The organism is Telluribacter sp., from assembly GCF_035998675.1.
In the GTDB taxonomy this organism is placed as follows: domain Bacteria; phylum Bacteroidota; class Bacteroidia; order Cytophagales; family Spirosomataceae; genus Telluribacter.
The window spans coordinates 55,575-72,733 of record NZ_DASYHI010000023.1; the positions used below are offsets into that span (position 1 = coordinate 55,575).

The 17,159-nt window shown below is 49.1% G+C and carries 15 protein-coding genes; 6 read left to right on the top strand and 9 right to left on the bottom strand.

Going from position 1 to position 17,159, the window contains the following annotated elements; all coding sequences use genetic code 11:
* The first annotated feature begins 7 nt into the window (after positions 1-7).
* Both VGN67_RS21145 and VGN67_RS21150 read left to right on the top strand, forming a co-directional pair.
* Positions 8-1,450, top strand: a complete 1,443-nt coding sequence (locus VGN67_RS21145; protein WP_327488906.1) for a DUF1501 domain-containing protein — start codon at positions 8-10, stop codon at positions 1,448-1,450.
* Between the two features lie 71 nt (positions 1,451-1,521).
* Complete coding sequence (locus VGN67_RS21150) at positions 1,522-2,412, top strand: hydroxypyruvate isomerase family protein (protein ID WP_327488907.1); 891 nt, start codon at positions 1,522-1,524, stop codon at positions 2,410-2,412.
* A gap of 123 nt (positions 2,413-2,535) precedes the next feature.
* On the opposite strand, the gene VGN67_RS21155 is transcribed toward VGN67_RS21150, so the two are convergent.
* From VGN67_RS21155 to VGN67_RS21175, 5 genes are all read right to left on the bottom strand, one after another.
* Positions 2,536-3,081 (bottom strand): DUF2911 domain-containing protein, encoded by a 546-nt coding sequence (locus VGN67_RS21155; protein WP_327488908.1) that lies wholly within the window; start codon positions 3,079-3,081, stop codon positions 2,536-2,538.
* A 203-nt stretch (positions 3,082-3,284) separates the two neighbouring features.
* A complete protein-coding gene (locus tag VGN67_RS21160; protein WP_327488909.1) occupies positions 3,285-3,605 on the bottom strand; it encodes a 2Fe-2S iron-sulfur cluster-binding protein in 321 nt (106 codons plus the stop codon).
* A 131-nt stretch (positions 3,606-3,736) separates the two neighbouring features.
* Positions 3,737-4,741, bottom strand: a complete 1,005-nt coding sequence (locus VGN67_RS21165) for an NAD(P)/FAD-dependent oxidoreductase (RefSeq protein ID WP_327488910.1) — start codon at positions 4,739-4,741, stop codon at positions 3,737-3,739.
* Positions 4,742-4,871: 130 nt separating this feature from the next.
* On the bottom strand, positions 4,872-5,768 hold the full coding sequence (locus VGN67_RS21170) for a LysR family transcriptional regulator (RefSeq protein WP_327488911.1): 897 nt from the start codon (positions 5,766-5,768) through the stop codon (positions 4,872-4,874).
* A 312-nt stretch (positions 5,769-6,080) separates the two neighbouring features.
* Positions 6,081-7,217 (bottom strand): glycosyltransferase family 4 protein, encoded by a 1,137-nt coding sequence (locus VGN67_RS21175; protein ID WP_327488912.1) that lies wholly within the window; start codon positions 7,215-7,217, stop codon positions 6,081-6,083.
* 1,054 nt (positions 7,218-8,271) lie between these two features.
* Between VGN67_RS21175 and VGN67_RS21180 the strand changes: the two genes are divergently transcribed.
* Positions 8,272-9,036 (top strand): oxygenase MpaB family protein, encoded by a 765-nt coding sequence (locus tag VGN67_RS21180; RefSeq protein WP_327488913.1) that lies wholly within the window; start codon positions 8,272-8,274, stop codon positions 9,034-9,036.
* An 82-nt stretch (positions 9,037-9,118) separates the two neighbouring features.
* On the opposite strand, the gene VGN67_RS21185 is transcribed toward VGN67_RS21180, so the two are convergent.
* The 4 genes from VGN67_RS21185 to VGN67_RS21200 all read right to left on the bottom strand — a co-directional run bounded on the left by VGN67_RS21185 (position 9,119) and on the right by VGN67_RS21200 (position 14,375).
* Positions 9,119-10,333, bottom strand: coding sequence for an AI-2E family transporter (locus VGN67_RS21185; RefSeq protein ID WP_327488914.1), 1,215 nt, complete (start codon positions 10,331-10,333; stop codon positions 9,119-9,121).
* Positions 10,334-10,393: 60 nt separating this feature from the next.
* Positions 10,394-11,488, bottom strand: coding sequence for an AI-2E family transporter (locus VGN67_RS21190; RefSeq protein WP_327488915.1), 1,095 nt, complete (start codon positions 11,486-11,488; stop codon positions 10,394-10,396).
* 209 nt (positions 11,489-11,697) lie between these two features.
* On the bottom strand, positions 11,698-13,308 hold the full coding sequence (locus tag VGN67_RS21195) for an alpha-amylase family glycosyl hydrolase (RefSeq protein ID WP_327488916.1): 1,611 nt from the start codon (positions 13,306-13,308) through the stop codon (positions 11,698-11,700).
* A 68-nt stretch (positions 13,309-13,376) separates the two neighbouring features.
* Positions 13,377-14,375 carry a TIGR03885 family FMN-dependent LLM class oxidoreductase gene (locus VGN67_RS21200; protein WP_327488917.1) on the bottom strand — a complete coding sequence of 333 codons (999 nt, stop codon included), beginning with the start codon at positions 14,373-14,375 and terminating at the stop codon, positions 13,377-13,379.
* Between the two features lie 321 nt (positions 14,376-14,696).
* On the opposite strand from VGN67_RS21200, the gene VGN67_RS21205 reads away from it, so the two are divergent.
* From VGN67_RS21205 to VGN67_RS21215, 3 genes are all read left to right on the top strand, one after another.
* Positions 14,697-15,572, top strand: a complete 876-nt coding sequence (locus VGN67_RS21205; protein WP_327488918.1) for a TIGR02587 family membrane protein — start codon at positions 14,697-14,699, stop codon at positions 15,570-15,572.
* Between the two features lie 19 nt (positions 15,573-15,591).
* The gene (locus tag VGN67_RS21210) at positions 15,592-15,996 is read left to right on the top strand and encodes a hypothetical protein (RefSeq protein WP_327488919.1); all 405 of its coding nucleotides are present in this window, start codon (positions 15,592-15,594) and stop codon (positions 15,994-15,996) included.
* A 108-nt stretch (positions 15,997-16,104) separates the two neighbouring features.
* On the top strand, positions 16,105-17,079 hold the full coding sequence (locus tag VGN67_RS21215) for a DUF1259 domain-containing protein (RefSeq protein WP_327488920.1): 975 nt from the start codon (positions 16,105-16,107) through the stop codon (positions 17,077-17,079).
* Positions 17,080-17,159: the final 80 nt, after the last annotated feature.

The following is a 17,159-nucleotide window of genomic DNA, read 5'->3' on the forward strand; positions in this document are numbered from 1 at the left end:
TCAGGCAATGAAAAAAGATTGGAACCGACGGGAATTTCTGAAAAGGACAAGCGCCGCCTCCCTGGCTGCCCTGGCCGCTGGTGCTCCGGTGGCAAGCCTGCTCACGGGCTGCCGTACCGGCAGCCAAGTAGATGAATTACGTAAAAACGCCACCGCCGACACGGTAATTCTGCTTTGGATGGCCGGAGGCATGGCCCATACCGAAACCTTCGACCCGAAAAGGTACACGCCCTACGAGAAAGACATGGAAGGAAACCGGGTACTAAGTACCTTTAAACCGGTACCCACCGTACTTGATGGTATCCATTTTTCGGAGGGCCTCCAGTCCATCGGGCAGGTTATGGATAAAGGTACCCTGATACGGTCCTACGTGGCGGCCGATATGGGGCATATTCTGCATTCCCGGCACCAGTACCACTGGCATACCTGCTACGAACCGCCTCAAACCGTAGCGGCTCCCCACCTGGGCGCCTGGATTGCCAAGGAACTGGGCCCGAAGAATCCGGTGATTCCGGCCTTTATTGACATTGGGCAGCGTTTTACGGTAGGTGAGGCCGAGGAACTGAAGGCCTTTCATACGTCGGGTTTTTTGGGGAATGAATTTGGCCCCTTCCTGATTCCAGACCCGAGTTCCGGACTTGAAAGTGTACGTCCGCCGGTTGGAATGGATGCCCGGCGCTTTGAACGTCGAAACCAACTTTACCAAGAACTCGTCAGCAACAGTCCGGTCGGTGAGTACGGCAGCGATTACCAGAAGGAATCGCTGAAGCGCTCCATGGAGCAGGCCTATATGCTGCTGAATTCGCCCGAAGCCAAAGCCTTTGACTTAAGTACCGAACCCCGCGAAAGCTACGATATTTACAATACCGGCCGCTTTGGGCTGGGGTGTCTGCTGGCCCGTCGCCTGACCGAGCAGGGTGCCCGTTTTATCAGCGTGACTACCGAATACGAGCCTTTTATGGGCTGGGATACCCACGAAAACGGGCATACCCGGCTGGAAGGAATGAAAAAAATGATTGACGGACCCATTGCGCAGCTGATAAAGGACCTGGATAAAACGGGGCACCTCGACCGGACCATGGTCATACTGGCCAGTGAGTTCAGCCGGGACATGATGGTGGAAGGAAGGCCCGGCGCCAAGGTACTTGAACAGGTAAATCAACCCGATATTCTGACTGACCCTAAATTTTACGGTATGCACCGCCATTTTACCGATGGCTGCTCGGTCCTGATGTTTGGGGGAGGCGTAAAAAAAGGGTATGTATACGGTAAAACCGCCGACGAACGGCCCTGCAAGACCATTGAAAAACCTATTAAGATTGACCAGATACATCAGACCATTTACCACGCGCTGGGTATAGCCCCGGATACGCATTATGAAGTTGAAAAACGTCCGTTTTATTCAACCCCCGACGGAAAGGGTGAAGCCGTCCTTGAATTATTATCATGAGATTACCACAGGTACCTGCTTTACTAATAGTACCTTAGCTGAAAGCTACTTTTAATTTTTAACCAATAGACATGAAACCAAACACATCCCGCCGCTCGGCTTTGAAAAACATTGTGGGGAGTGCTGCTGTACTTTCGGCCCCCCTTACACTGTCGAAAGCTTTCGCCGCCCCTGACAACCTCCTTAGCCCGGAACTGAAAGGAAAAATTAATCACTCCGTGTGCCATTGGTGCTATAATAAAATACCGCTGGATGATTTTTGCCGGGAGGCTAAAGCCATGGGTATTTCATCCGTTGAACTACTTGGCCCCAAAGAGTGGCCTACGCTTAAGAAATACGACCTAACCTGCGCTCTGCCTAACGGAGCCGGCATGGGTATATCCAAGGGCTTCAACGACCCGCAGTACCACGATGCCCTGGTGGAGAGCTACGAAGCGCTCTTCCCCAAACTGGTCGAGGCGGGTTACAATACCGTCATTTGTTTTTCGGGAAACCGGAATGGCATGGCGGATGAAAAAGGACTTGAAAACGCCGCCATTGGCCTGAAACGCCTAATGCCCTCAGCGGAAAAACATAAGGTAACCGTGATTATGGAACTGCTCAATAGCAAGGTGAACCATCCGGACTATATGTGCGACAAAACAGCCTGGGGCGTTGAACTTTGCAAAAGGGTAGGTTCGGAGCGATTTAAATTGCTCTACGATATTTACCACATGCAGATCATGGAAGGGGACGTAATAGCCACTATCAAAAAAAATCACCAGTACTTTGGTCATTACCACACCGGAGGAGTACCCGGCCGGGCCGAAATTGACGAAACTCAGGAGCTCAACTACCCCGCTATTATGAAGGCAATTGTTGATACGGGCTATAAAGGGTTTGTGGCGCAGGAGTTTATTCCCAAACGCTCCGACGCCCTGGCATCGCTCAAGCAAAGTATAGGAATTTGTGACGTAGCCTGATACAGGTACTTAAAAAATCAAAGCCCTTTATTTTTGCCGGAAGATGGCCATGGCTGCCTAATCTTGATTTGTAATAAAACAAAGGAGCCGTACTTTTCAGGTACGGCTCCTTTTTATGAGTAGTTATTTAATAGGTACCCTTACGCTGGTTTTATCCCAGGCAAGTACCATGGCCGGATTTGCCTCATCAAACGAAATGGCAAACTGCTCCACCGGGTTCGCGAGCGGCTCCACCGGAACCTCCACCTTAGCCACGTCGGCCGCCGGGTCGCGGGGAGACGTCCCATCAAAATTCAGTCCCCACGAATATTCCTGGCCGTTCAGCAATACCGTCCAGTTGTCTTTTCCCGGAATTGTCCAGAGGGTATAGGTACCCGCAGGTACTTCTTCGCCACCCAGCTGCAACGCTTTATTGGTCGTGAAGGTGGTTGCCTCGTTGGCTCCCGTCCGCCATATTTCTCCGTAGGGGACCAGGCCACCAAAAATCTCTCTCCCTTTTTTAGAAGGACTACTGTACACTACTTCAATGGAAGTACCATCTTTCTGGTACGTAGCGGTTGTCTCGGGGCTGGCTTTTTTGGTATTGTACTGCATGAACTTGAAGGCACCAAACAGAAGTACTACAAGTACACCTAAGGAAATACCGATCCATTTAAAAGACTTTTTCATGTGAGTGATTTTGAAAGGTGAGTATAGAGATAGATTTAGGCCTTAAAGTACTGATTTTTAGAACCAACTACTCTATTTCTCTTTTTTTTTGTGAAGTAACAGGAGAAATCGGGAAAGATTGGGGTGGTTGAAAGACTGACTTTCCGGTAATAAAAGGAGCCAGTCTTTCGGCCTGGCTCCTGTGCATTGTTTTGGAAGCTCTATCAGGGTTCTTCACTGGCTATCCGGAACAAAGCCCCTTCCATGCACTCCTCGACCCGCAGTTGGCAGGCCAGCCGACTATCCGGATGGGCAGTGGGTAAGGTGTCCAGAATATCGAGTTCCGCGTCACTGACCGGGGGAAGATTGTCGTGCCCCTCCAGTACCTGCACGTGGCAGGTGGCGCACAGGGCCATGCCCCCGCAGGTGGCCTGAATCGTATAATCGGAAGCTTTTAAAACCTCCATCAGGTTTAGTCCGATTCCCCCGGGTACTTCAACCGGCTGCCGGTCACCGGTACGGTCTTCCACTACAAACTGTATCATTAGTAGGTATTAGCTTTTTAGGTTATAATGTCGTTGCCTTAGGTTTTGTGTGGTAAGTGACGGCCATCCTGCTGTAATTAAAGGAAGTTTATTCCATCCACTCAATCTCTCAATCAATATTCACAAATAAACTAAAATGTAGGTACCCCGTTGACCGTGGTGTATTTAAAGCTTAGCTTTTGATTGGGATAAACGTATTTGAAAGCGCTTTGGGACATCAGCGCCGCCTCGTGGAAACCACAGAGAATCAGTTTCAGCTTACCGGGGTAGGTATTAATATCGCCGATGGCATAGATGCGTTCCACGCTGGTACTGTAGTCAAAGGTATTGACGCTGATGGCTGATTTATCAATGGCCAGGTTCCAGTCGGCAATGGGCCCCAGCTTAGGGGTAAGCCCAAAGAGGGCAATCAGGTTGTCGGCCCCGAAGGTGGTCTGGCTTTTGTCTTTGGCCACCACAGTCACTTCTTTTAGGTGGCCGTTTCCACTGATGGAGCTAATATTCGAGTTCAGGATAAGGTTAATTTTTCCTTCTTTGGCCAGGTCAAAAACCTTTTCGGCTGAGTCGGGTGCTCCCCGGAAGGTATCGCTTCTGTGAACGAGCGTAACTTCCCTGGCCACATCGGCCAGAAAGATAGTCCAGTCGAGGGCGGAGTCGCCGCCTCCGGCCAGTACCACCCGGCGGTCGCGGAGCAGTTCCGGATTTTTGACCATATAACCTACCCCTTTGCCTTCAAAGTGTTCCAGGCCCGCTATCTCTGGTTTCCGGGGCTCAAAACATCCCAAACCACCCGCAATCACGACCACCTGACAATGTACCTTGGTACCTTCGTTGGTACCAACGATGAAAGACCTGTCTTCCTGTTTTTCGAGCTGCTCCACCCGCTCACCCAAACTAAAAGTAGGTTTGAAGGAAGCAATCTGCTCCATCAGGTTGTCAACCAGTTCCTGGGCCTTTACCTCGGGAAATCCCGGAATATCATAGATGGGTTTCTGGGGATAAATTTCTGAAAGCTGTCCGCCTACCTGCGGGAGGGCATCAATGAGGTGACAGCGCATTTTTAACAAACCGGCCTCAAAAACAGCAAATAGTCCGACCGGGCCGGCACCAATTATACATAAATCAGTAGTTATCATTTTTTTAGAAGTTAAATGGTACTCCCTACCCGGATTATAAAGATTAGTAAATAAGACGGTAGCGGCCTTTTGATGGTTCAAAGGTAAGGGAGCCGGAAAGGAGAGACCAATTACTATTTGTTATGTGTCATTAGCCCTGGTTATAGTACCTGCGGGCGAAGCGAAGAAAGGTATCGGCCAGGGGTTCGGTATCGCCCTGGCGCTGGATGGTATAAAAGGGGCGGGAGATTTCGAGGTCCTGAACATCCACGACTCTGAAAGTACCGGCTTTCAGCTCATTTTCAATGGCGTAAATGGAAATAAAAGCCAGGCAATTGGAATGAAACAGGTACGATTTAATGCTTTCGGTACTGCCAAGGTACATCTCAATGGTCAGGTCTGTCAGCTTTACCTCTACCTTGCGCAGCGCGTGTTCAATGACCTCCAGGGTACCTGACCCCCGCTCCCGCAGCAAAAACGGAAACCCTTTCAGCTCCTCCACCGAAACTTCATCCTGCTTCGCCAGGGGGTGCTCCGCCCGGCTTACCAGGACAATTTCGTCCGGAACGAAGGGGGTGTAGCGAAGCTCGTGGAGGTGCGTGCGTCCTTCCACAATTCCCATGTCAATGTCACGATTCAACAGGGCCTGCTCAATCTGTTCGGTATTACCGCTAAGCAGCGAAATAGTTATTTCAGCGTGTCTTTCGTGGAATCGGGCCAGCACCGGCGGTAGTACATACTGCGCAACCGTGGAGCTGGCCCCCAATCGCAACGTACCCGAGTGCCGGCCTTTCAGGCTGTTCAGCTCGTATTCTAACTGGCGATAGTTGGCGTGGATAATTTCGGCGTGCCGAAGCGCTACTTCCCCGGCGGTGGTGAGCCTGATTTGTTTGCCGGTTCGTTCAAAGAGAGCCATTCCAAACTGCTGTTCCAGCTCATGAATGTGCCGGGTTACGGCCGGTTGGGTAATGTACAATTCGGCCGCGGCCTTGGTAAAGCTTAGTTTTTTGGCAACAGTATAAAATACGAACAGGCGGAAATCGAGCATGGGGGACTGGTTCAGCAATTGTTCAGTAAAATAAACGGATTGCTTCTGATTTCCAGCCTACTTGGCCGTTTTCATTTTTACCTCCTGCTGCCAGTTCTGCTGTATCGCCGACAGGTACTCACTCTTGTTCCAGCCGTCCACCGGATTACCCTGCTCGTGGTTTTTAGTACAAATCAGGGTTTGTTTTAATTTCTAAGAGTATAGGTAGGATGGTTATCCTGAATTCACAGTCAGCCGCTCCCCACCAGTCCGCTGATACAATTTGTAGAAAACAAGCTTTTCTGTGGCTTTCGTTGTACAGAATGTATTTGGCTAAGCAATGCCATCCATCTTTTGGGTGGATGCTTTTTCTTTGGTCAATAATTGATTGTACCCGGCCAGGTATAGTTTGCCCATTCGATCCAGGGTAAACGCTTGGGCCCTGATGGCCGCCTTTTCGGCGTATTTCTCCCGCAATTCCGGCCGGTTAATTAGGGTAGTCAGGGTATAGTGGAGAGCCTCCTGGTTGCCCGGCTCCACAAAAAAGGCCGCTCCAATCCAGTTTTCGCGGAGGCTAGGGATATCTCCCAATACCAGGGTGCAACCGGAATTGGCGGCTTCCAGGATAGAAAGTCCAAAGGGTTCGTAGCGAGCGGGCAGGGCATAGATGGAAGCGCGGCTTAGGACTTCCTGAACTTCGGTACCATTCAATTTGCCCAGATGATTGACATGCCCGAAGGTGGTATTTCCGGAAGTACCTGGTACCTCCTTATCCCCTGCGATGACCACCGGCCAGGAAAGTTCGGCGGCTACCCGGTTTAGGGCTTCAATATTTTTGGCAGTATCCCACAGCCGACCCATACTGAATATAAAATCTTCTTTTGCCTGTGGATTCTGCGGTATGGTTTCGCAACCGTTGGGAATAATGGCCTTATTTTCCAGGTTTCCATAAATCCGGCTAATGGACGTGAGCATATCCCGACTGGGAGCCGCTACCAGATCAGCCGCCCGAAGACCCATTTGTACGCGCCGGAAGTACTCCTGGTACGTATCGGGGGGAGTACCGCCAATTACGCTTTCCCACCAGGAGAACACGCAGGAGTGCGCCACCATCAGAACCGGTACGCCCCAGTTGAGGTTCCCGTGGCAAAAATTATTGAGGTGTACCAGATCGGGCTTTACCTGATCCCGTAACTGAAGTAACCAGTCACCGGCCCGATCCACATCTTCCCACGGGTCCTCCATCCATTCCAGTTTAAACGCGCTCGGGTGCAGCACCAGATTCCTGATAGTAGCAACCTGTTTTAGCTGTTTTTCATCCGGTAGGGCCCCCATGGTAGCCAGGTGGACCTCAATGCCCAGGGTACCCAGGTACCTGGCCAGCTCCAGTGAGTAAGTCCAGACGCCGCCGACGGTATCGGCGGTCATCAACATTTTTTTGGGATAGGTATGGTTACTAAACTCTTCCATAAATTTTTATCTATTCTTTCTGCTACTTGTACAACTGAATCAATTTCGGTGTCCAATCCACTTCCTTCTGCCAGCTTACTCGTCCGGTCAACTACTGCTCTGCCCCCCATTTATCTGGTCCTGAAAACAGGACTTCGGTACGGGTACCATAGAAGTGTACTACTCTAAAATCATAAAAAGAGCCAAAAATGTTTAGAAAAAATTATTACTCTTTTGGAGCCACTCCTCATATAGCAGGGTTCAGCTTCCGTCTCGGCAGGCACCTTGAAGGAATGAATATCCCTACTGAAAGAGCCCTCTATGATTTGCCTCAACTCTGTGGTGAGTTTTTATACATTGACTTTCAGGATTTTTGAAGTTTCAGTAAGAGTGGAAAGCACTTTTACCTTATGATTGTTAAGCGTGTAAATGTACACGTCAGGCAGGCATAAAAAGAAAAACCTGTATCCAATAGTATAGTGCTGGTAGTATAGTGCTGGATACAGGTCAGGAGTGGTGTTATCAAGAAAAAATACAGACCCCAGGATAGAAGTATTGAAAGTTAATGAACTTCCTTTTTTATTTTAAATTTTACGCAGCCAAAATGTTCGTGGGTAAATGTACGTTTGGCCGGATTATGTACCATTCCTTCCGCCTGGATTTCAGACGGAGTTTTACGAAGTACCATCGAACGCCTTTCATGGGTTTTGTGCGCGTTCTCAAAGCCATCATATACGGTGTGGTCCAGTTTTACACACTGTCCCCAACTACCACCAATTGTATCGGTGGAATAAAGCCAAAATCTACATTTGTCGCATCTCATCTTTTTCACGGTTAAAAAATTTTGGTCTGAACTTTTTATTTCGGTGGTTGATTAGAGGGTATGGGAGTAAATTTAAGGAGGTACTCCGGCAGGTCCAAGACTACAACTTGTCCCTATTTATTTTGTTTGGAATAAAGTTATATTTTCAGAATATTAATTTGAAAATAATGGAGTTGGCGAACGACCTTACCTGTAAAATCGTATTAGAGATAAAAGTGTAATCTATTTTTACACTATCCTTAGTTTTTGAAAATGCAAGATTTTGTTAAAAAGGGCTCCATTGTCCGGGAAATTTGGGGGACAGGAGACACCATCCTGATTATTTTTGCCGGGGCCTCCGCTGAATTCGCGCTGAACAAGGCGGTTGACTGGTTGTACTATACGGGGAAACTTCCGGCCGACCCGCTGGGGCGGCTTTTCTCCACCGTGGCCTATGCCAGGCAAATTGTTTTCTCTGAGTTAGAGGCAGCCAACAAGGCTATTGACCGCATTACGGCCATTCACGCGGGGGTGGAAGCCAGCCGGGGCGCGACCATTCCGGACTGGGCCTACCGCGATGTGCTTTTTATGCTGATTGACTATTCCATCCGCTCGTTTGAATTACTGGAAAGAAAGCTCACCCACGAAGAGAAAGCGGAGGTTTTTGATGTATTTAACCGGGTGGGTATCAGGATGGGCCTTAAAGACCTGCCAACTACCTATGACGAATGGGTACTCAGGCGGGACCAGCACCTGGCCCGGGACCTAGCCAAAAGCCACTTTACTTCGGACCTGTACCGGCAGTACCGGAAGCATCTGGGTCTGGTCAGGTACCGGCTATTGCTGGAAGCTCAGGTACTGGTAGTACCTCCTATAGTAAATAAATTATTGGGGTTAGGTACCTTACCTCTGTTACAACCGGTACTCGCCGTGTATAAGTGGAGCCGGAAAATTAAGAGTGAGTGGCTACTGAAATCCATACTACTACCGCCGCAGTACAAAGCCGAAATCAGGCAACTGGACGTGCAAACGAATTGATTAAAAGGTAAGTGTAATTAAAGAACAACGGGTACTAACGGTATTGTCTATTTGTAAGTACCGGGTTTTTGTTTATTCCTGCCTATCCTTTTTTAAACTTGCGTTTGGCCCAGTTTAATGCCTTATCAAACATATCGGGACTGTCATCCTCGTCTGAAATGTCTTCTTCGCCGAATAGATACCCCAGGGGTTGCAGAGCGGGTACCTGGTCAAAAATTACCTTGATCATTCCCAGGGCCGGAATTGAAATGAGCATACCTATCACCCCCCATACCGCGTTGCCCAGTACCACCACCAGAATAGTGAATACCGGGTTAATATGCACCTTATTTCCTACCACATACGGTTCCAGAATGTAGCTTTCAACAAATTGGGCGAACCCGAAGGTGATGCTTACTCCTATTATCCCGGTGGAACCATTCCCCGAAAACAGCACCATGGCAATGGCCAGTGCATACCCGATAATATTGCCCACGTAGGGTACCAGTGAAAGTACGGCGGCCAAAACGGAAATCAGGATGGCATAGGTAATTCCGGAGATTAGAAGGCCGATGGAATAAAGAACTGCCAGTATCAGAATGAGTAAAAAACGACCAAAAAGGTAGCTCTGGGATACTTGCAGGATGTTTTGCAGAATTTTATTAGTTTCCTCACTTTTCTGCTCCGGGACTACTTTCAGTATAGTAGTTCGGAATTTTTTCCGGTAAAGAAGGAAGAAAAAGATATAGATTAGGACAAGCAGAAAGGTACCCAGTAAATTGAAAAACTGCATCATAAAACTCCCCGCCGTCGCTAACATGGAACCACCTCCTGATTGCTTGCTTTGTCCGGTAGAAGCCCCTTCTTCCTGTTGTTGCGGCTGGCCGGACGATCCGGTACCTGAACTTCCCGACGATGAGCCACCCAAAATATTGCCGGGTACTTTCTGTTTCTGTTCTTCAACCGATATGCCGGTTTTTTCACTGATAAACTCCTGAATCCTTTGGCTTTGGCTGGTAAGCTCTTTTTTGATACGGGGCCAGTCTTCCGAAAAGCTCTTTACCTGAAAGGCAAGTACCCCGACAAGTACCGCGAAAAACAGGATAATAATACAGTCCGTTAGCAGAGCTGCCCAGCCCCGTTTAATTCCCTTATGCTCAAACCAGTTGGCTACGGGCAGCATCACCATGGCCAGCAGGGCGGCTACCGACAAAGGAGCCAGAAATGCCTTGGCTTTTACCAGACCCCAAAAGAAAAAGTAGAGCCCTACTACGAGCAGCGTAAAGGTTACCAGTATAGTAAAGACTCGGTTTTTCATGTTTGGTCAAAATAGTGTACTGGTAATTAGTGTGGGTACAAAAACTACCAATAGCCCTGCCTATTTGTTTCTGAGCTTGTTAATATAATCTTTTATATTTCCAATCCAGACCGATTCGGATATATCGTCTTCGAGCAGGTAGCTGTAAGGATGAAGTACCGGAATATGATCAAATACCGCCCTGATGATTGAAAACAGGGGAATAAAAAGTATCATACCCGCGACGCCCCAGATCAGCTGCCCCAACACGATACCAATTATTATAAAGAGGGGACTGAGATTCATTTTTGCCCCCATTACAAACGGTTCAATCAGGTTATTATCAAGGGCCTGCGCGACCACCAGTATGCCAACGGTCGGGATGACCAGCCCGGTATTACTACTCAGCAACGCCATGGAGACAGGAAAAAAACTACCGACAAACGGCCCAACGTAGGGTACAATGGTAGGCAAAACGGCAATGAGGCTGAGTAAGATGGCATTGGGTAGGCCAATTATTGAAAACCCAACCGTATAACAAACGGCCAGGAACAGCATGGAAATAAGTCGGCCGACCAGGTACTGCGAAGAGACCTGGGTAATTTCTTTTATGGTATCCCTGGCGTCGGGTTTACTTTCGCGGGATACCAGCTTAAGGAAAAAGGTCCGGTATTTATCCCGCTTCCACATCAGGAAAAGCATATAAATAAGTACCAGCACTATAGAGCTTACCATGCCCAGTACACCGTTCAGAAAACTCTTAACTAACCCGGTTGAAGACTCAGTCAGCTTGGTTACCTGTTCGCTGACAAACTGTGATTGCTTACTGGGGGGTACTCCAAAGGTACTGTTGACCCACTGCTGCACCTGATTTACAACCTGGTCAAGGCGGGGTTTCATTTCGGTCAGGTTTTCGGAAATACGGGTTATTTCGGCGGTGATTACCCACACAAAGCCGGCAATAAACAGTACCAGCAATAACAGGCAGAGAATAGTAGCCATAAGCCGACCGATACCCCAGCTTTCCAGGCGACGCGCAATAGGTACCAGTAGCATGGAAAGTATTATACTAAAAAAGAAGGGGACCAGAAACGGCCGCCCATAATAGAGTACAACAACAAGCAGCAGAACAAATAGGGTAGTAGCGCTAGCCTTATAAATAGAAATAGGTTTCATAAAGATTGAAAAAGATAAATTTTCAGTGATTTTGTAGAGGTACACCACCACATTTCCCTTTTTTCATCCTACCGTACCTTCCCGGCAATTGTTATAAAAAAAATTATACCAGAGCCTATGATCAGGCCTTCCTGGGTATAATCAAAAACGGTGGCTTCCCGGGTACTCGTGGGAAAGCCGCCGTTTCAGGTACTAGGTTGTTGCTAAATTTAAGAATCGAGCAGGACAATTATTGCCTCATCGCCACCCATTTCAATAGTATGTTCAATCCGGCTCCCTTCCCGTTCGCCTTCGGTCCCCAGAACGACCTCCCCGCGCAGGGGATCGCCTTTGGGTAAAAAGCAACCCGACCGGTGGCTGAGGTTAAGTACGATCAGAAACCGCCGGTTGTCGCTCTCGCGTAGGTAGGCTATGATTTGTTTGTTCGAGAAAACGGGTTTATAGGTACCTACGTGCAAGGCCGGTTCCTTTCGCCGCAGGCTGATCAGCTTCCGGTAGTGCAGGAGCATGGAATGCTCGTCCTTACGTTGCCTTTCCACGTTGACCCGACTGTAATTTTTGGGTAGGGGTAACCAGGGTTCGGCCTCCGAAAATCCCGCGTTTGGGCTTTCGTCCCACTGCATGGGGGTTCGTTCGGGATCGCGGCTTACGTCCAGTTCGGGCATATTCAGCCCCTGGGGATCCTGTACCTTATCGGGCGGAATGGGTACATCCCGCATTCCTATTTCATCGCCGTAGTATAGGGTAGGGGTGCCGCGCAGGGTAAGCAACAGTGTAGCTGCCACCCGCGCCTGATCCAGCCCCACCTTACTGGCTATACGTGAGTTGTCGTGGTTACCCAATACCCAGTTGGGCCAGCCCCCTTCCGGAAGTGCTCCTTCGTATTCATCAATGGAGGTGGCAATCTTTAACGGGTCCCACGGCAGCGAAATCAGCTGAAAATTGAAGGGCAGGTGGGCGCCTTTTCCATTTTGCCCGTAGTAGGCTACCAGCTGATGAACCGGCAGGTAAATTTCCCCAATGATAACCCGCTCCTGGTACTCATCGGTAAGGGCGCGCATCATTCGTACTATATCGTGAATTTCGGGCTGGTCGGTGGAGTATACGGGTGATAACCGATTATAGGTTACGTCTTCTTTGGGGTTAAAATTCAGGTTTATTGGATTGTCGCGAAGCTGAACATCCTTGATCATGTGCCACATAACGTCTACCCGAAAGCCGTCCACGCCTTTGTCCAGCCAGAAGCGCATGACATCCAGCATGGCCTGTTGTACCTCCGGGTTGCGCCAGTTCAGGTCCGGCTGCTCCTTGAGGAAAGCGTGGTAATAGTACTGCTGGGTGTTTTCGTCCCATTCCCAGGCGGTACCGCCAAACATAGCGAGCCAGTTATTAGGCGGCGATCCATCTTCCAGGGCATCGTGCCAGATGTACCAGTCCCGTTTAGGACTGTCCTTCGACGACCTGGATTCCTGAAACCAGGGGTGCTGGTCTGATGAGTGGTTGGGTACCAGGTCCAGCAGGAGTTTAATCCCCCGCCGGTGGACCTCTCTGAGTACGTCATCAAAGTCGTCCATGGAGCCAAAAAGCGGATGGATACCCGTATAATCCGAAATATCATAGCCAAAGTCGGCCATGGGCGAAGGAAAAATGGGGGAAATCCAGATAGCCTCCACACCCAACCATTCCAGGTAGTCGAGCCTTTGCAGAATACCCTTCAGGTCACCTACACCGTCGCCGTTGCTGTCCTGATATGATCGTGGGTAAATCTGATACACTATTCCTTTTTGCCACCAGAGGTACTCTTTGTTAGTTTCACTCATTATTTATTAGTTTTTAGCGTTCATGCCGGGTTAGCCCGCCCGCCCGGTACTACCAGCCTGGCTCAGTTTCAAACCGAAACCTGACTATTGTTTTTTGTTAATACCGGAAGTACCTTCTCCCCGAATACTTCTATAAATTGCTCCTGCTCCACGTTTACATTGTGGAGGTACAGGTGGGTTACCCCCAGTTCTATATCTTTCATCAGCCATTCAATGTGCTGGTCGGTGCTGTCCGATATACGAACGTGCGGTTCCATCTGCTCGGGCGTAACCATGCTACCAGCCGCGTCAAAACCCTCGGGAGTACGTATATCCGACAGCAGCGCCGACGGAAAAATGTTATTCTTCCATTGGGCGTGGGCACCCAGCAGGGCTTTCTCCCGGGTTGTATCGTAGGATAGCTGCACCTTTACATAAATAGGTTTTCCTTCTCCACCCCCCTTATGAAAGGCCTCCACAATCTTCTTCATCTCTTCGGGTGGTCGGGAGGTAGTAATCATGCCATCGGCCCAGCTTCCCAGCCACTCGGCCGTTTTGGCGGTAATAGCCGGTCCTATAACGGGGGGAATATAGTCCGGGCGGGTATACAGTTTGGCTTCCTGCACCGTTACGTGGCCTTTGTGGGTAACCGATTCGCCTCTCCACAGCGCCCGCATTATATCGATGCACTCTTTGAGTCGTTCGTTGCGCGCTTGTTTGGGCGGCCATTTTTCACCGTTGATGTGTTCATTGAGAAACTGACCGCTTCCGGCCGCGATAAAAAACCGGTGCGGGAACATTTCGCATAACGTGGCTACTGCCTGCGCTACGATGGCCGGACTGTAGCGTTGCACGGGCGCACTCACTATGCCAAAACTCATTTGGGTTGCGTGCATGGCCGCTCCCAGCCAGCTCCAGGCAAATCCACTTTCACCCTGGGTTTCGCTCCACGGAAAGTAATGGTCCGATGACAAGGCCTCCGTAAAGCCCGCCTGCTCGGCTTTCTGGACCAGGTCCAGGAGTACACTGGGTTTAAATTGTTCGTGAGAATTATGGAATCCTACCTTAACATCCTCGTTCACAGCCATTGGATCGTTCTTATTTATTGTGTAGAATTTATTTTACAAAGGGTAGTAAAACCCTGCGTTTAGACTATAACCGGTAAAACCCGGTGGATGTTAGGTTGTAAATATTCGACGGGGGTAATCACTTGGGTCAACATTTCGCTTGTTACCACTCCCCTGGTAATTAATAAGCCTCCTGGAAAAGGACCAGGACTTGGCCTAAATGGAAGGGGAAAGTACTTCGAAGGTTGACCGGTATTTGTATATTAACTGGTGGCATAGTATTTAATACACCTAAATGGTTATCGTATTACTATTTTTTTAAAGATCCATCGTTCGTTTTGAATGGAGAAAAGGCAGGATTCTAACCGTCCAATCAGTGAATCACAGGAAGAGTACGGACGGGGCATCGCAGGAGGACTACTATTCAGCTTTCCCTTGTTATACACCATGGAAGTATGGTGGTCAGGTTTCATTGCCAGACCCTTTGAACTTATTCTGGTCATACTCTTTACGTTTTTACTCCTGTTGGGTTATAACCGGTACGCCGGTATGCACCCCGAAGCTAACTGGCGAAGCGTTGTCATTGATTCTTTCGAGGAAATTGGCATTGGATTTCTATTGGCCTTCGGCATTTTATTGATGCTCGGGCGAATTGATTTTAAAACCATGTCGCTTATAGAAATAGTGGGCAAGGTGGTCGTTGAGGCCATGGTCGTATCAATTGGCGTATCCATAGGTACCTCCCAGTTAGGTATGTCGCCAGAGTATGAGGTGAATAATGGGGATAAGAAAAAAGAAATAAAACAACTCGAAGAAGAGCGGCAGCACAGTCTTTTCGGGCTGCTCATACTGGGTATTTGTGGTAGTATAGTGGTGGGAGGTAACGTGGCCCCAACCGAAGAAATTCTGATGATCGGGATTGAAGCCAAACCAATTCAAACCCTGGTTATGGCGCTGGTTTCCCTTGCACTGTGTCTGCTTATTATTTTTTACAGCGATTTCAGAGGCGGTATAAAAGAGGGGTCCAAAGTGGCGGCCAGGATTTTACTACTGCATAGCAGTCTCAGCTACCTGATAGCCCTTGGTACTTCGGCGCTGGTACTTTCCTTCTTTGGCCGCTTTGACAATACCAGTTTTTCGGTTAATGTTTCCCAAACCATAGCGTTGGGGGTACTTTCATCGTTGGGTGCTTCGGCCGGTAGTCTTCTTATACGGTAGTTTATCAACACAGAGTAATATGGAAAGCGGAAACAGTACCTATGTCGACAAAAAAAACGCTCTTGAATGGGTGGTGGCGGTAACCGGCCTTGTACTGGTGCTGATAATTATCGGCTATCTTACTTATAAAACCATAACAGTTTCCGAGGGGCCGCCCCAGCTGTTTCTGGAATATTTTCATGAGCCGGGGCACTATGAGCCCAATAGGTACCATATTATCGTGCACAACAAAGGAGCCGAAACGGCCGAATCCATAATAGTTGAAATGGCCCTGGAAAAAGGCGGAGAAGCCCTGGAAGTGGCCCAGCTCGACGTAGCTTTTTGCCCCAAAGAATCCTATCGGGAGGGGTGGGTATCTTTCCTAACAAATCCCAGTGAAGCAGATACCATCAAGGCCAGGGTAGTTAGTTACAATAAACCCTAAAATTCAGATATTTAGAGACTGTAAAAAATAAAAACAGGATTCCTGAACAGTCTTTTTTCAGAAAGGTTATAGTCTTACTTTATAAATCCTTAGCCGTACAAAATATATATGAAAAATGAAAAATTAAGTCGCCGAGAGCTGCTCCGCAGCTCGGCACTGCTGGGTGTGTCCGGCCTGGTAGGTACTAAAGCCTACTCTTCCCCCCAAAAAATAGCCCCCCCCATGACGCGCCAGGAAGTTTCAGCCATTGAAACGGCCCTGGGGAAAAAAGGTACTTATATAGAAGCGCAGGGAGTCCATTCCACGTCCCTCCCCCGCAACGACCTAAAAATTACGGTGAAAGGCGAGGCCGTACCTATTCCGTTTGGGTTTGGGGGTTGGGTGGCCTTCAAGAAAACCATGGAGGGAGACGCTACCGTGTTTATGAGTGATACGGTTTTGCTGGAAGAAGAAGTGAATCCGCTTATTTCGGCCGCACAGGCTAATGGCCTCGAGATAGGGGCCATCCATAACCACTTTTTTTACGAGCAGCCCCGGATCTTCTACATGCACCTGCACGGTATGGGTAGTACCGCCGAACTGGCCCAGAAGTACGCCGCTGCCATCAAGCAAACCAAGCTTTTTCCGGCCAACCAGCCCGCAGCTTCCGGTCCGGCCGGGCGGGCAGCGGGAGAGATTTTTGACATTCCGGGTTTGGATGCTATTGTAAAAAATTTCGGGACGGTCAACGGGCCCACCTATAAGTACACGGTTGGCCGGGAGGATTTGACAGTAGAAGCCATGGGTACCGAAATAACCGCCGCCATGGGCCTTAACTCGTGGGCCTCCTTCGCGGGTACTAAAGACAATGCCCACATTGCGGGTGACATAACCATGCTGGAGCACGAGGTAAATCCGGTTATTAAAGCACTACGGGCCAACAACCTGGAGGTAGTGGCGCTGCACAACCACATGCTGGGCGACAACCCCCGTATGTACTTCCTTCACTACTACGGCCGGGGACCGGCTACCCAACTTGCGCTGGGTTTCAGAGCGGCCCTGGATGAGCTGGGCAAACCAGACGAAAGACCCATGAAACATTAAAAGAATTTTTATTAGGTACCAGTGCGAGATGCGCCTAATCAAGAAAATAAAAACGTTAAATATGGCAAATAATTGAAAAA

Bases quoted from the DNA above. Each gene is read 5' to 3' on its own strand.
- VGN67_RS21145 (WP_327488906.1), top strand. From the start codon at position 8: ATGAAAAAAGATTGGAACCGACGGGAATTTCTGAAAAGGACAAGCGCC.
- VGN67_RS21150 (WP_327488907.1), top strand. From the start codon at position 1,522: ATGAAACCAAACACATCCCGCCGCTCGGCTTTGAAAAACATTGTGGGG.
- VGN67_RS21155 (WP_327488908.1), bottom strand. From the start codon at position 3,081: ATGAAAAAGTCTTTTAAATGGATCGGTATTTCCTTAGGTGTACTTGTA.
- VGN67_RS21160 (WP_327488909.1), bottom strand. From the start codon at position 3,605: ATGATACAGTTTGTAGTGGAAGACCGTACCGGTGACCGGCAGCCGGTT.
- VGN67_RS21165 (WP_327488910.1), bottom strand. From the start codon at position 4,741: ATGATAACTACTGATTTATGTATAATTGGTGCCGGCCCGGTCGGACTA.
- VGN67_RS21170 (WP_327488911.1), bottom strand. From the start codon at position 5,768: ATGCTCGATTTCCGCCTGTTCGTATTTTATACTGTTGCCAAAAAACTA.
- VGN67_RS21175 (WP_327488912.1), bottom strand. From the start codon at position 7,217: ATGGAAGAGTTTAGTAACCATACCTATCCCAAAAAAATGTTGATGACC.
- VGN67_RS21180 (WP_327488913.1), top strand. From the start codon at position 8,272: ATGCAAGATTTTGTTAAAAAGGGCTCCATTGTCCGGGAAATTTGGGGG.
- VGN67_RS21185 (WP_327488914.1), bottom strand. From the start codon at position 10,333: ATGAAAAACCGAGTCTTTACTATACTGGTAACCTTTACGCTGCTCGTA.
- VGN67_RS21190 (WP_327488915.1), bottom strand. From the start codon at position 11,488: ATGAAACCTATTTCTATTTATAAGGCTAGCGCTACTACCCTATTTGTT.
- VGN67_RS21195 (WP_327488916.1), bottom strand. From the start codon at position 13,308: ATGAGTGAAACTAACAAAGAGTACCTCTGGTGGCAAAAAGGAATAGTG.
- VGN67_RS21200 (WP_327488917.1), bottom strand. From the start codon at position 14,375: ATGGCTGTGAACGAGGATGTTAAGGTAGGATTCCATAATTCTCACGAA.
- VGN67_RS21205 (WP_327488918.1), top strand. From the start codon at position 14,697: ATGGAGAAAAGGCAGGATTCTAACCGTCCAATCAGTGAATCACAGGAA.
- VGN67_RS21210 (WP_327488919.1), top strand. From the start codon at position 15,592: ATGGAAAGCGGAAACAGTACCTATGTCGACAAAAAAAACGCTCTTGAA.
- VGN67_RS21215 (WP_327488920.1), top strand. From the start codon at position 16,105: ATGAAAAATGAAAAATTAAGTCGCCGAGAGCTGCTCCGCAGCTCGGCA.